Genomic DNA, 13,047 nt, shown 5'->3' with positions numbered 1-13,047 from the left:
GCCCAACAGCATGTTCTGCTCCGCCTGTGGGCAGCTCGTTTCGCAGCCCGTGCCGTCTTCAGCCCGGTCTGCGGTGCCACCGCCCTTTGGCGGGAGCACCGCGACGTCGCGCCCGCCCATCGTTGGCTCGCCGCGCCCCATGGCGGCCCCGGCGCCGGTTCCGCTGCCGCCGCTCGCTACCGCTGCGCCCGCCGCTGTTCTTGGGATGGCAGCTGCGGTAATCGGCCCGCCGGCCACGCCGGGGCAGCAGACTGACCTGCCCGCGGCATCCGCTGTGGCAGCCCCGACGGCCGTCGCGCGCGCGGTGCGCTTCGAATCGGGCCAGATCGTCGAACTGACCGGTGGGATTGTCTTCGGTCGCAAGCCGAGCGGCAAATCCGTTCCCACCGGGTTCGTGGGTGTTGTCATACCCGACGACACGCGCCAGGTGTCCCGCGCGCACATCGCGGTCGACAGTCGAACGAGCCCGCCGACCGTCACCGACCTTGGGTCGGCCAACGGATCGGAAATTGAACGGGCAGGGCACCGCCAGGCCCTGCAGCAGAACGCCCCGGTCTACCTCGAGCCGGGTGACCGGTTATGGCTGGGATCTGTCGCCATCGACGTGCTCTAGGAACCTCCCCTTGAATTCAACCCCTCCGCCGCTGCACGACGCTTACGTGGCCCGATATGCACCCGGCCTGACCGCGAAATACCGCCGCAACAATTTTCTTATCGCTGCGGTCTTCGCTTCGTTGCTCGCTGTGGCCCTGCTGTTCAGCGCGCTCACGGCCAGCGAATGGGTCAATTACCTAGTGTGGATCGTCATTTTCGGCGGTGCTGCGCTCGCCAGTCTGCGCTTCGCCCGCACGGCACAGCGCTGGAGCGCTGAAGAGCGCCTCGCGCTGGCAGTCTCTGGGGCCGGCGTCGTACTTCCTGCTGTTGGCTTGATTGCCTGGGAAGAGGTGACATCGGTAAAAATTCGTGATCACTCGCTGACGCCCAGGTCGATGTCGCTCGTGGTGTCTGCTCTGGCCCGGTTTCAGGGCACCGATTCGACAATGCACGTTGGGGTGTTCGTGAGCGACTCCGACGCGGTGCTGGCGCGAATGTCGAATCCCGCGGCAGCGCTGCGCATGGTGGACACCGACCTCAAGCTCACCGGGTTCAAGGGGGTCTGGGGACAAGGCATGTTCGATCCGACCTTTCAGACTGCCACCCAGGTGCTCGTGGACGAAGCGGAGCGCCACGGCATTCCCGTTGAGATCGATCTGCCGAGAAACTACCAACGATATCTGCCCGATCCCACATCCTGACAGCGGCACGTCATGCGCTCGAGGTAATTTGGGAGTCGATGGGACAGCTGCACTCTTGAGTAGCACGCGATTGCGAAAGGGAGTGCAGTGGCATTTCTAGATGGTTGCATCCTCGCGCACGCGAGAGATGCCCGATGGCCTAGTACGCCACCCGGCCGATCGAGTCGATCATTGGCGACATGCTCGCCCCGAATGCCGTCGCGCGCTTTCAGGCGAAATTGTGAAGGAGCGGGAGACCGCTGGGATTGAGAAATGAGATCTGTGATGACTGAAGAACGGCCCGTACAAAAGAAGACGCTGAAGCGTCGGTTGATCAGCACAGCTATCGTCGTGGGCTTGATCGGTGGTGTCGTCGCATTTGCGGTCGTACCGGGAATCGTTGAGGGTGCGAGATCCGACCGGATCACCGGCTACAACGTGACGGAGGTCGGGCATCCGGTGGAGATCGTCGATAAGAAGGGACGCAGAGGCCTGACGCGCAAGTACGTGCGCTACGAGTACACGGCCGGCGGTGAATCGCACAGCGTGCTCGGAGGACAAATCAACATCGGTGTCACCCTGCGCTACCTGCCGGACCTCATCGTGTACTACGACCCGGCCGATCCCGAGGACGCAATTCTCTCAGGCGAAGCTGTTGAAGGTACGGGCGGGGTACCAAAATCTAACCTGTTGGATGACAGCTGGGGTCCCAACTTTGATGAAATGCCCGACTCTGGTTTTGTTCTACCGCCCGGCAACTGACCGTTCGACTTTCACCTGATCAGATGAGATGTATCGGTTTGTTCGGCAGGTGTGCGTGCTCCGAGAAATCCTCGTCTCAATCGGATGGCGACTGAATCGGCCAGATTGATGGGATTGCCACAACTTGTGGCATGACTTGGCGAATTCGCCTGTCTACTGGCCCCTGTCGTTTGCGGTTGGTGTGTCCGTAGGTTAGAAATGGGAGATACGGTCTACCGCCTCAAGAGGGGGCGCGGGGGTATCAACGCGGGGGTCATGATCATGGCAGAAATTACAGTCACGTCGGAATCACTTTCTGGCGTTGCCAATCAGCTCGCTTCTGGCGCGCAGTCGATTGAGTCGCAGTTGTCGAACTTGAAGTCGCTCGTGGGCGGTTTGGTGTCGGGTGAGTGGGGCGGCGCTGCGTCGCAGAGCTTCAATGAGCTGTACGAGCAGTGGGATGCTGCCGGCCTGCAGCTCAAGGAATCGCTCAATGGAATCTCCGACCAGCTTTCGAAGGCGGCTCTCGCCTACGAAGAGTCGGAGAGCAACATCGCGAACACGTTCCGCGCGTAACGTTTCGCGCTTGATCGGGGGCCGCAGGTGCGGCGTTCGAAGCATGCATCCGTGCCGCTGTGGCGCGGTGCGGACGAACCGTTGATGGAGGGGCGATGGCACAGTTCAGAGTGAGCACTCCGGCGCTGGGGTATTCGGCGGCGTCGATTTCTGCTGCGTTGGCGGATTTTGACGCACGGGTGTCTCAGGTGAGCGCCGTGGTCAACGGTGTGGTGGGTAATTCCTGGGACGGTGAGGCTGCCGCGGCGTTTGGTGGCGGCTGGCAGTTGTGGTTGCAGTCTGCGGCGACGACGCGGGCGGCGTTGGCGGATATCGCGTTGCGGTTGAACCTGGCCGAGGGCAGCTATGAGACGTTGGAGGCGCAGCTGACCAGTCAGACGCGCACGTCGACGATTGCAGTGGGCGATATTCGTTCCGGTGGTCGGTCGTGAGTGTGCAGCGTCACGATGCGGCGCAGATTCGTGCTGTGGAGCAGGCGTTGGCTGATTTGGCCGAGTACTGCGCTGTGTTGCAAGGTCATGCCGAGGGGGCGTCGGGTCAGGCGACTGCGGCGTGGAGTGGTGCGGCGTCGGTGGAGTTTTTGCAGAAGGTGTCGGTGTGGTCGGCTGGGGCTGCGGTGATGCACGCGGGTGCTGTTGATTTGCAGGCGTGGGCGGGGGAAGCGGCTTCGAATTATGAGGCGGCTCAGTCGTCGGCGTCGATCACGTGGGCGGGGTAGCGATGAGTGTTCGGGTTGATCCGTATGACTATGTGACGGCGGCGGACCTGCTCGACAGTTGTTCGACTTCGGCGGTGCGTGTTGCGTCGAGCGCTGTCGGGTCGTTGCGGCCGTTCGCGAGCATGGCTGGTGACGATCCGGGTGGTGAGGGCTGGGCGCAGGGTTATGACTCCAGTGCCGCCCAGGTGATCGAAGCTGTGCGTTTGGCGGCGGGCCGGCTGCGCGGCCTCGACCGCGGGGTCATGCAGACCGGTCAGATGCACCACCAAGCCGAACAGTCCTCGGCGGGCAACACGGCTGTGTCCGCGGGCTTCACCGTGCGATCCGGCCAGCTTGATGCGGGCTTGGGGCTGCCGCCGTCGGCGTTCGGCGGCGACCCGGCGGCCACTCCGGACATGGCGGCGTGGGAATATATCAAGGATTTTGTCGGCAATGTGTGGCCGAATGCTGACGTTGGCAAGCTGAAGAGTGCCAGTGGTGCGTGGACGACGATCGCTGATGATTTGACGGCGTTGGCGACGGAGATTGATCGTGCGGATCAGCCGTTGGCGTCTGCTGAGTCGGTGGAAGTTGCTGGTATTACGACGATGGTGTCGGGGTTGGCGACCGAGATGCGGGCGTTGGCGACGGAGGCTCGTTCGGTGTCGGAGTCGTGCACGGAGTATGCCGGGGATGTGGAGAGTGCCCACGCTGAGGTGTGGAAGATGCTCGGCCAGTTGGCGGTGGAGATCGCGGCGACGGTGGGCATCAGCCTGGCGTTGGCGGCGTTCACCGCGGGTATTTCAGCGGGCGTGGGTGCGGCGGCGTTGGCGGTTCGGGTTGCGGTGGTCGGTGGCCGGGTGGTGTCGATCATCAGTCGGGTGTCGGCGACGGCTGGCCGGATCACGGTGCGGCTTTTCGCGGTGCAGAGTCGGGTTGCCGGTATTGCCGTGCGCATTGTGGGTAATCCGTTGGGGCGTGACATTGTGTCGAGCACGGTGGCGGCGACGGGTACTGAGGCGGGTTTCAATGGTCTCGGGTCGAATGTGTTTGCGGCGGGTGCTGGTGCCGTGATCGGTGGCGGTGTTGTGGGCGGTGCGGTCGGTATCGCTGCCCGGTTGGGTCGGCGGGTTGATGGTTTCGGTGTGCAGGCCGTGTCGAATGCGGCGGGCGGTGGCATCGAGGGTGGGGTGTCGTCTCTGATTACTGAGGGGTCGTTTAATCCGCAGGCGATTGTCATTGGTGCTGTTGCTGGTGGTGCTGTTGGTGGTGGGGCTGCGGTGTTCACGCGGCGGGGTCGTGGCGGTGCTGTGGCGGCCGGTACTTCTGCGGGGTCGGGAACGTCGACGTCGCCGGGCACCGTGACTGCCCCGGCTGTTCCGGGTGCTGCTCCCGTTGGTGCTGCTGTGGGTGGGCCGGCGAATGTGGGCACGGTTGATGGTCCGCAGGTTGCTGGTTCGGCGGCGAGTTCGTCGGGTGCTGGTGGTGTTGCTCCACGAGTGGATGTCGACGCTCCCCGCGTGCAGGGCTCCGAGGCGATGCCGCCGGCTGCGGCTGCGGGCCCAGTCGTTCGCCCAGACATTGACGCGCCCCGTGCGAACGATGATGTCGTACCGACGTCGGGCGAGCCTGGTAGTTCTGACCGTCTCCCATTAGATGTCGATGCCGATGCGCCGAGCGTCAGGCACGGGGACTCAGTGCCTCCGGTTGCGGGTGCTGCCGGCAGCTCTGACCGCCTCCCGACGGACGCCGACGCTAATGCGCCTCGCGACGCGGGCCGGGAGCGCATGCTCGCGTCGGTCTCCGTATCCCCGTCTGCTGCGGCAGGCTCCGCTGTGTCGGCTGTCGATGCGCCGCCGGCCGTCAGCCACGCCTCAACCAGTGATGCAGCGGTCGACGGCAGCGTTACCGGTTCGCAGCCAGACGGCAGCAGCACTGATGCAGCCGCTCCTGCTGGCGCGATCGGCCAAGCGGATGCGATGCCTGCCGGTCGCGGCGCCGGCCAGGCGCCGGTTTCCCAGGCTCCCAACAACGGCATGACCTCGGCAGTGGATGCGGCGCCGCCGCAGGGACTGTCGCAGTCCTCTGCTGTGGGCGATGGCGCACGACCTTCGGGCATCGCGACTGTCTCGGGTGACGGAGCGCCCTCAACTGGCACGCCGACCAACAGTGCCAGTGATCTCGACGAGCGTTTCGATGCCCTGCAGGCCGATCTTGGTAAGCGATTCGACCAACTGGCTGATGACGTCAATGCCGACTTCGACAAGCTCGACGCCGATGCGACCGCGAGTGTTGACCGCGCGGAAGCGGTCGAAACAGCTCCGGCTCCCGACAGTGCAGCGGATGCCGGCGAGCCAGCCGGTTCCGATGCACCGGCAACCGCGAGTTCGGGGCCAGCGGATGCGCTTCCGACTCCGCGAGACTACCCGCGGCCGACCTTCGTTCATGAGGTTGCCGTCACGGGAGCAGACATGCCGGGCAGCAGAACGTCGTTCGCGTCGCGTACGGACCTGCTGCCGGACACCGTCTATCACGTCGACGGTCGTGGTGACTTCTTTACGGATGCGCAGGGGTCGGTGTCGTATGTGGAGACACGGTATGGCGGTACGGGTAGTTTGAATGCGGATTTGATGACGCCCCAGCCGAACACGACGTATGTGGTGCATCCGGATGTGGGTGGTGCTGCTGAGGGTGCCAGTTATGCTCATGTGTTTGAGACGGATGATCTGGGGCGCACGGTTTTGGCGCATACGGATCATTTGGCGTTGGGTGATGCGGATCGGTCGCAGTCGGTGCAGTCTCGTGTGGGGAACGACGCGGGGGCGGATTACGATGGTGGCCACTTGTTTGCGAACAGTTACGGTGGTGGTGGTGAGGTCACCAACATGGCCGCGATGCTCACGGAGATCAATCGCGGTCGGGGCAATACCTATTTCAATCTCGAGAACACGTGGCGAGGGCTGCTAAATGTTGACCCGAATACCAAGATCATGGTCGATATACGACCCACATATTCAGCTGGAGGCACGGTGCCCGACATGTTTGCGGTGAAATACTCGATCGACGGACAACGAGCAGTTCTTGCGCGGTTCAAGAATGTCTGACCTGACGGGGCTCGTGCCGGAGCGGGAGGCGTTTGAAGCCGTAGCAAGAATCCTTCTTGGAATGATGGTCGAGGGCGACGAGCGTATCGAGTACAACGCGAGTGTGACGGATCCTGTATCGCGCTCTGACGTGAAGGCGTTCAATCCGAACGGCGAGTTCGAAGAGGCCGAGGGAAGAGTGAATGGGCCCGATGAGCCGGATGAGCTCTTTGGCGCACTCGAGGCGCTCCGATTGGCGTGTTATCGCCCGGGTGCGGGCACGTGGTTCAGCATCCGCGTCGTCGTTCAGGCGGCCGGTGCGGCGACGGTCGAGTACAACTATGACAACGAAGCAGACTTTGGCATGGGCGGCATTGATCCCGTCGGCTATGTAGTCGATGAGGAGAAGTTTCCTCGCGATGAGGACAAACAGCCGGAATGGTTGAAGTTGCGGTTGGCTGAAGGGCGGGCGTTACTCGCCGAACGAGGTCAGTCCCAGCCGTAATGTTTAGACGCTAAAAGAACGTTCGCTTGTTGCGGTGGCGCAGAAAGTGCCTCCGTCGGCGTTTGGCGGTGACCCGTCGGCCACTCCGGACATGGCGGCGTGGGAATATATCAAGGATTTTGTCGGTAATGTGTGGCCGAATGCTGATGTGGGCAAGCTCAATAGTGCCAGTGGTGCGTGGACGACGATAGCTGATTATTTGACGGCGTTGGCGACGGAGATTGACCGTGCGGATCAGCCGTTGGCTTCGGCTGAGTCGGTGGAGGTTGCTGGTATTTCGGCGATGGTGTCGGGGTTGGCGTCTGAGGTGCGGGCGTTGGCGACGGAGGCTCGGTCGTTGTCGGAGTCGTGCACGGAGTATGCCGGGGATGTGGAGAGTGCCCACGCTGAGGTGTGGAAGATGCTTGGCCAGTTGGCGTTGGAGATCGCGGCGACGGTCGGTATCAGCTTGGCGTTGGCGGCGTTCACTGCGGGCATTTCGGCCGGCGTGGGTGCGGCGGGTACCGAGGCCGGATTCAACGGTCTCGGGTCGAACGTGTTCGCCGCGGGTGCTGGTGCCGTGATCGGTGGCGGTGTTGTGGGAGGTGCGGTTGGTATTGCTGCCCGGTTGGGTCGGCGGGTTGATGGTTTTGGTGTGCAGGTCGTGTCGAATGCGATGGGTGGTGGCATTGAGGGTGGGGTGTCGTCCCTGATCGCGGAGGGGTCGTTTAATCCGCAGGCGATTGTCATTGGTGCTGTCGCTGGTGGTGCTGTTGGTGGTGGTGCTGCGGCGTTCACTCGGCGGGGTCGTGGCGGTGCTGTGGCGGCCGGTACTTCTGCGGGGTCGGGAACGTCGACGTCGCCGGGCGCCGTGACTGCCCCGGCTGTTCCGGGTACGGCTCCGGTTGGTGCTGCTGTGGGTGGGCCGGCGAATGTGGGCACGGTTGATGGTCCGCAGGTTGCTGGTTCGGCGGCGATTTCGTCGGGTGCTGGTGGTGTTGCTCCTCGAGTGGATGTCGACGCTCCCCGGGTGCAGGGGTCCGAGGCGATGCCGCCGGCTGCGGCTGCTGGTGATTCTGGGCGTCGTTCCGTAGGCGCCGACGCCGATGTCGATGCGGATGCGGATGCGCCGCGCGTGACGCACGATGATGTGGTGTCGCCCACGGGTGCGGCTGGTAATTCTGACCGCCTCCCGACGAGTGCTGACAGTGACGTTCCAGCCGACGCAGGTCGGGAGCGTGTGCTGGCGTCTGTCTCCGTGTCCCCGTCTGCTGCGGCGGACTCGGCTGTGCCGGGTGTCGATGCGGCCCCGGCCGTCAGCCACGCTTCAACCAGTGATGCAGGTAGCGTCACGGGTTCGCAGCCGAGCGGGAGCAGCTTTGATGCGGAAGCTCCGGCTGGGTCTTACGGCCAAGCGGATGCGCCGGTTTCCCAATCTCTCGACACCGGCCTGATCTCGGCAGCGGATTCGGCGTCGCCGCAGGGTTTGTCGCCGTCTTCTGCTGACGCGTCCGGTGTGGGCGGGAGCGCTCGGCCCGCGGGCCTGGCGTCTGTCGCGGGTGATGGTGCGCCCTCAGCGGGCACGCCGAGCAACAGCGTCGGTGATCTCGACGAGCGTTTCGACGCGCTTCAGGCCGACCTCGATGAGCGATTCGATCAGCTGACTGATGACATCAGTGCCGACTTCGACAAGCTGGAGGCCGATACTGCTGCCAGCTTGGACCGGATAGAGGGAGACGAGGCGGCTCTTTCGTCCGACGGCGCAGCGGATGCAAGTCGGCCGGTAGATGCAGAGGACCTTACACATTCTGCTGCGAGATCTGTTGATTCTTCTGCCGCATTCGGACCGGGTTGGGAACGGACTCCAGCCGGTCAGGAGATTCCGCGCTCAGACGGCGGTGATGGCCAGACCTACTCAAAGCATGGACAGTCGGAGACTTATCCGACGCTTTCCGATGGCTCCCTAAATGCGCAGACTGGAGATCTTATGAGTGACCCCGATACACCGTACGGGCGCCATGCGGACGGCGTTCCGATGACTAAGGCCGAGTACGACGAACGCTATGTGCAAGCAGACAGAAATCGGGATCGTTATCCATCTTTTGACGGCGTCGTGCCTGGAACTCGGGTCACTTACACCGACGCGAGCAAGTTCATCGAGGAATACGGCAGCCATTTCGATCGCGTGGGAAAGACCAATGGGGCGTATCTAGGTCTCGTGGAGGACGGCAGGCCGGCAACGTTCGAAGCGCGAGGGCTGCCCATCAGCTCACTCCGCAAGCCTTACTCCAGTTACTCCTTCACACCTGATGCACAAGCCAAATTGTCGGCGGACGGCATCAGAGTTGAAATCTCGCGTGTCGCTCCCGCGTTCGGTCGCGAAGGTGGCGCACTCCAAGTACGCTTTCTAAAAGCGCCTGAGGACAAAACTCGTTCGGACTTCGTTGAGGTCAAAGTGGAACTCATGCTTGAGCGGGGGTACTTAAAATGACAATCAACTTGAACAACTTTCACTCTGACTTCGTCGAATGGGTCGGTCGATCTGGCCATGAGATTGGCGTTGGGAAGTCGGGGGAGGTAGAAATTGAGCCCCCGGGTGGCGAGTACGTCTACTTCCTGAACTCGATGGACAATGGTTGGATCCGAGTCACTTGGTCCGACAGAGGCGGGGATCCCCAATGGGAGTTTGAGGCGGCTTCCATCGATGTCATCGAACACTACTTCACTGCTGAATTCGGCGGTTCGGTACGGAGCGAAGAGGGTTTGCCTGGGACGGTTCGGTTTCCGAGCCGGGTGGAAGAGCTCGAAGTAGGCGCGTCCCTCCGCGTGATTTCTCAGGGGCAATATGGTGGATCAGAAGAGTTGTCAATCGGCCAGCAGGCGGTGGGAATATTCACGTTTACTGCGAGCAATTTTCACTCTGCAGTACGTGCTTCGCATTATTGCTCGATGTCTCTCGTCAACTTGCGCGCAATTTTTGTGGACCCTGACGCGCGCCCGCTGGGGCTTCTCTAGAGCGTGAGGTCGGGCGTGAGGTTGGCACAGACCACTGCGTATCGACATGAGGCCGCAGCGTTCTATCAGCGTGGGGCTACGTTTGATGTCGTGAGCAAAGTAGAAGTCCGAGAGGGAGTCTGGCAGATCAGCCTCCGTGAGGTGGGTCTGTGAGCGCTGAAGACGCCATGATGGAGCGCACGGCTCGGCTCTTCGACGGTATCTGCGCGGTAACCGAAGAAAATCGCGGTTATGCCGTGAATGTAGACAAGTGGCTTGATCCTGTCATTGGCCGCGTGAGTGGTCGCGATCGCGTCAAGAATAATCTCGCAGTGTTCCTTGCTGGGGTGGACGCGATGGTCGCGATCCTTCCCGAGGCTCGAGTATCAGCGCATCGCAATGAGGTTTCCGTCGTGTGCGGTAAGTCGTCTGTTGTCGCATCCTTCAGTTTCTATCGACTAAATCTCAGCCAGCGAAGCGATGGTCGCTTAGTTGCGCTCGGTGGGTTCTCACCAAGGATGGCCGTGCGGTCAGTGTTGTGGCTGCTCGCCGTATCGGAGTGGGGCGATGAGTTCGAGCGCAAGTTCGAACGGCACAGTGCGTTGCCCGTCGTGCGCTCAGCTCGAAACCTAGGATTTCACGTTCGCAGCACAGACGAGATGGGGGGCACCCCTGGTGAGGTGTGGACTGCGGAGGACGCGGTCTTTTTCGCTCAAGGGTGTGCCGTTGATGTCGATGAGTTGTTGGCGGCGGCGCGGGAGTTTGCGGGGCGGTCGGTGGTGGTTCCGCGTGGTTTGAGTCGTGAGGATCGGATTCAGGGGTGTCTGTTGGGTGGTGCTGTGGGGGATGCGTTGGGGTATCCGGTGGAGTTTTGGTCTTTGGCGGCCATTGTTTCTGATGTGGGCGCGGCTGGCGTGCGCGAGTTTCTGGCTGTGCCGCATGCGCCGGTTGGTGCGATCAGTGATGATACGCAGATGACGCTGTTTACTGCCGATGCTTTGGCGCGAGCTGACGGAACAGTGCCGGTGCGGGCGTTGATGGTGCAGGCGTATCGCGATTGGTATCTGACTCAGACGACGTTGGCCGCGAGTGGCGTCGATGTATCCGGACCGGGCACGTCTTTGCTGGGACAGAGCTGGTTGTTTGCGCAACGAGCTCCAGGGTTGACGGTCATGGCGGCGCTGAAGGCGATTCCAGCAGGTGTCGCGGCCGAACGTGTGTCGACGGCGGAGAATCAGAGCAAGGGGTGTGGAACGGTGATGCGCAGCGCACCGTTTGGGCTCGTAGCGTCGTGGACCGCGGAGGAGTCCTACACGCATGCGGCGCAGGCCGCTTCGATTACCCACGGGCATCCGGCGGCGCAGGTCGCGGCTGGCGCGCTGGCCATGTTGGTGCATCGGCTGGTGGGTGGTGAATCGTTGACGCATGCGGCCACAGGAACACTGAATTATGTGGTGCGGACCGAGCCTGATGGCTTCACCGAGACCAGTTCCGCCTTGAGGAAAGCTTCCTCTCGCATTGGCCGAAGCGTACCGGTGCCGAAGGTTACCGAGTTGCTTGGTGCGGGTTGGGTTGCTGAGGAGGCTTTGGCTATTGCGGTGTATTGCGCGTTGACGTTCCCTGATCGGGACCAGGTTGAGGAGGCGTTGTCGTTGGCGGTGACGCATTCCGGCGACAGCGACTCGACCGGGGCAATCTGCGGCAATATTCTGGGGGCGTTGCATGGTCTTGATGCGATCCCTGCACGGTGGCGGCAGGGTGTTGAAGGCAGAGATTCACTCCTAGCGGTCGGTGCACAACTTGCCATGATCACGGTAGGGCCGTGACCCCGGCAGCCGTCCAAATTGCCCGACACGTGCGCTTTGCAGGGCTCTGAACGATTGAGGACACGATGAGTAATTCTGAGAACGTGAATCCGTTTGAGCGGTTTCTGCGCACGATGGAGAAACTGCCGATGAGCCCGGGACTTGTTTTTCATGGACTACCGAGTGGTGGCGCGTCTCTGACGGGCAACATTTTGTTGGGTGTGGTGGCCGCGTCGCGGAACCCTCGGGTGGCGACAGAGAATTTCACCACGCCCGCTGTGGCGTGCGTTGTGTCTCGCACGGGCCGTCTCCTCGCCCCGTTCTCGGCCTTTCCTGCTGAGGAGGAGATCGTGCTCCTCCCGGGCATTGTGCTGTTGCCGGTGTTGTCCTACCGAAGCGACGCTGCTGGGGTCGACGTTGTGGTTTTGGAGGAATTGGATCTGGAGGCGCCGGTGGTGGACTCGGACCGGGAGGCGGCATCCGCTGTGCTTCGTCGAGACGTCGACGTTGTCCTGGCAGCGGCGTGGAATGCAGCACCGGTGGTGGTCAATACCCCGGGCAAGTTCGTCGTACCGCTGCCCCTCTGATAATTTGGCGTTGGCGTTGGCGTTGGCGTTGGCGTTGGCGTTGGCGTTGGCGTTGGCGTTGGCGTTGGCGTTGGGTGATGCGGATAGGTCGCAGTCGGTGCAGTCTCGGGTTGTGCATCGGGTGGGGTGACGGGTGAGTACGCTTTCTTAAAGCGCCTGAGGACAGAACTCGTTCGGAATTCGTCGAAGTCAAAGTGGAACTCATGCTTGATGGGGGTACTTGAAATGACAATCAACTTGAACAACTTTCACTCTGACTTCGTCGAGTGGGTCGGTCGATCTGGCTATGAGATTGGTGTTGGGACGTCGGGGGAGATAGAGATTGAGCCCCCGGGTGGGGAGTACGTCTGGTTCCTGAATTCGATGGACAATGGTTGGATCCGAGTCACTCGGTCCGACAGAGGCAAGGATCCCCAATGGGAGTTTGAGGCGGCTTCCATCGATGTCATTGAACACTACTTCACGGCTGGATTCGGCGATTCGGTACGGAGCGAAGAGGGTTTGCCTGGGATCGTGCGGTTTCCGATCCGGGTGGAAGAGCTCGAACCACGCGCGTCCCTCCGCGTGATTTCTCAGGGGCAATATGGTGGATTAGAAGAGTTGTCGATCGGCCTGCAGGCGGTGGGAATATTCCCGTTTCGGGCGAGCAATTATCACGATGCGGTAAGCGCTTCGCATTATTGCTCGATGTCTCTCGTTGACCTGCGCGCAATTTTTTTGGACCCTGACGCGCGGCCGCTGGGGCTGCTCTAAAGCCGTGGATCACAAAGTAGGTGCGCAGGAACGGATGCCGAGGACCTGCCATT

Annotated in this window: 13 protein-coding genes and 2 pseudogenes; all 15 read left to right on the top strand. The window is 62.1% G+C overall.

Annotation, left to right across the window (positions count from 1 at the left end; translation table 11 throughout):
* The first annotated feature begins 139 nt into the window (after positions 1-139).
* On the top strand, positions 140-613 hold the full coding sequence (locus E3T39_RS06140; protein WP_166784061.1) for an FHA domain-containing protein: 474 nt from the start codon (positions 140-142) through the stop codon (positions 611-613).
* Positions 614-623: 10 nt separating this feature from the next.
* The gene (locus E3T39_RS06135; RefSeq protein WP_134513824.1) at positions 624-1,295 is read left to right on the top strand and encodes a hypothetical protein; all 672 of its coding nucleotides are present in this window, start codon (positions 624-626) and stop codon (positions 1,293-1,295) included.
* 264 nt (positions 1,296-1,559) lie between these two features.
* A complete protein-coding gene (locus E3T39_RS06130) occupies positions 1,560-2,036 on the top strand; it encodes a DUF3592 domain-containing protein (protein WP_134513823.1) in 477 nt (158 codons plus the stop codon).
* Between the two features lie 261 nt (positions 2,037-2,297).
* A complete protein-coding gene (locus E3T39_RS06125) occupies positions 2,298-2,591 on the top strand; it encodes a WXG100 family type VII secretion target (RefSeq protein ID WP_166784060.1) in 294 nt (97 codons plus the stop codon).
* Positions 2,592-2,686: 95 nt separating this feature from the next.
* Entirely contained in the window at positions 2,687-3,022 is a 336-nt protein-coding gene (locus tag E3T39_RS06120) for a WXG100 family type VII secretion target (protein ID WP_134513821.1), read from the top strand.
* Positions 3,019-3,309, top strand: a complete 291-nt coding sequence (locus E3T39_RS06115) for a hypothetical protein (RefSeq protein ID WP_134513820.1) — start codon at positions 3,019-3,021, stop codon at positions 3,307-3,309. The genes E3T39_RS06120 and E3T39_RS06115 overlap by 4 nt, the downstream gene beginning before the upstream one ends.
* A 2-nt stretch (positions 3,310-3,311) precedes the next feature.
* A pseudogene (locus E3T39_RS16750) lies at positions 3,312-4,109 on the top strand (WXG100-like domain-containing protein); the annotation flags it as partial.
* Between the two features lie 1,158 nt (positions 4,110-5,267).
* On the top strand, positions 5,268-6,392 hold the full coding sequence (locus tag E3T39_RS16685; protein WP_420898143.1) for a DNA/RNA non-specific endonuclease: 1,125 nt from the start codon (positions 5,268-5,270) through the stop codon (positions 6,390-6,392).
* Entirely contained in the window at positions 6,385-6,876 is a 492-nt protein-coding gene (locus E3T39_RS06105; protein ID WP_134513818.1) for a hypothetical protein, read from the top strand. The genes E3T39_RS16685 and E3T39_RS06105 overlap by 8 nt, the downstream gene beginning before the upstream one ends.
* Positions 6,877-6,967: 91 nt before the next feature.
* Positions 6,968-7,294 (top strand): annotated as a pseudogene (locus E3T39_RS16745) (WXG100-like domain-containing protein); the annotation flags it as partial.
* Positions 7,295-7,789: 495 nt separating this feature from the next.
* On the top strand, positions 7,790-9,346 hold the full coding sequence (locus E3T39_RS16125) for a TNT domain-containing protein (protein WP_166784058.1): 1,557 nt from the start codon (positions 7,790-7,792) through the stop codon (positions 9,344-9,346).
* Complete coding sequence (locus E3T39_RS06095; RefSeq protein ID WP_134513816.1) at positions 9,343-9,870, top strand: Imm61 family immunity protein; 528 nt, start codon at positions 9,343-9,345, stop codon at positions 9,868-9,870. The genes E3T39_RS16125 and E3T39_RS06095 overlap by 4 nt, the downstream gene beginning before the upstream one ends.
* Before the next feature lie 149 nt (positions 9,871-10,019).
* Entirely contained in the window at positions 10,020-11,675 is a 1,656-nt protein-coding gene (locus E3T39_RS06090; RefSeq protein WP_134513815.1) for an ADP-ribosylglycohydrolase family protein, read from the top strand.
* 65 nt (positions 11,676-11,740) lie between these two features.
* Positions 11,741-12,241 (top strand): hypothetical protein, encoded by a 501-nt coding sequence (locus E3T39_RS16120; protein ID WP_166784038.1) that lies wholly within the window; start codon positions 11,741-11,743, stop codon positions 12,239-12,241.
* A gap of 225 nt (positions 12,242-12,466) precedes the next feature.
* Positions 12,467-12,994, top strand: a complete 528-nt coding sequence (locus E3T39_RS06080; RefSeq protein WP_166784057.1) for an Imm61 family immunity protein — start codon at positions 12,467-12,469, stop codon at positions 12,992-12,994.
* Positions 12,995-13,047: the final 53 nt, after the last annotated feature.

This window comes from Cryobacterium suzukii, from assembly GCF_004403185.1.
Classification (GTDB): Bacteria; Actinomycetota; Actinomycetes; order Actinomycetales; family Microbacteriaceae; genus Cryobacterium; species Cryobacterium suzukii.
Note: the sequence above shows the minus strand (reverse complement) of the source record. Positions and strands in the feature narration are given on the sequence as shown.

What these genes read in the sequence shown, in the direction of transcription:
- E3T39_RS06125 (WP_166784060.1), top strand. Translation starts at nt 2,298, where the DNA reads ATGGCAGAAATTACAGTCACGTCGGAATCACTTTCTGGCGTTGCCAAT.
- E3T39_RS16685 (WP_420898143.1), top strand. Translation starts at nt 5,268, where the DNA reads ATGCCTGCCGGTCGCGGCGCCGGCCAGGCGCCGGTTTCCCAGGCTCCC.
- E3T39_RS06140 (WP_166784061.1), top strand. Translation starts at nt 140, where the DNA reads ATGGCGGCCCCGGCGCCGGTTCCGCTGCCGCCGCTCGCTACCGCTGCG.
- E3T39_RS16120 (WP_166784038.1), top strand. Translation starts at nt 11,741, where the DNA reads ATGAGTAATTCTGAGAACGTGAATCCGTTTGAGCGGTTTCTGCGCACG.
- E3T39_RS06080 (WP_166784057.1), top strand. Translation starts at nt 12,467, where the DNA reads ATGACAATCAACTTGAACAACTTTCACTCTGACTTCGTCGAGTGGGTC.
- E3T39_RS06105 (WP_134513818.1), top strand. Translation starts at nt 6,385, where the DNA reads ATGTCTGACCTGACGGGGCTCGTGCCGGAGCGGGAGGCGTTTGAAGCC.
- E3T39_RS06095 (WP_134513816.1), top strand. Translation starts at nt 9,343, where the DNA reads ATGACAATCAACTTGAACAACTTTCACTCTGACTTCGTCGAATGGGTC.
- E3T39_RS06120 (WP_134513821.1), top strand. Translation starts at nt 2,687, where the DNA reads ATGGCACAGTTCAGAGTGAGCACTCCGGCGCTGGGGTATTCGGCGGCG.
- E3T39_RS06130 (WP_134513823.1), top strand. Translation starts at nt 1,560, where the DNA reads ATGACTGAAGAACGGCCCGTACAAAAGAAGACGCTGAAGCGTCGGTTG.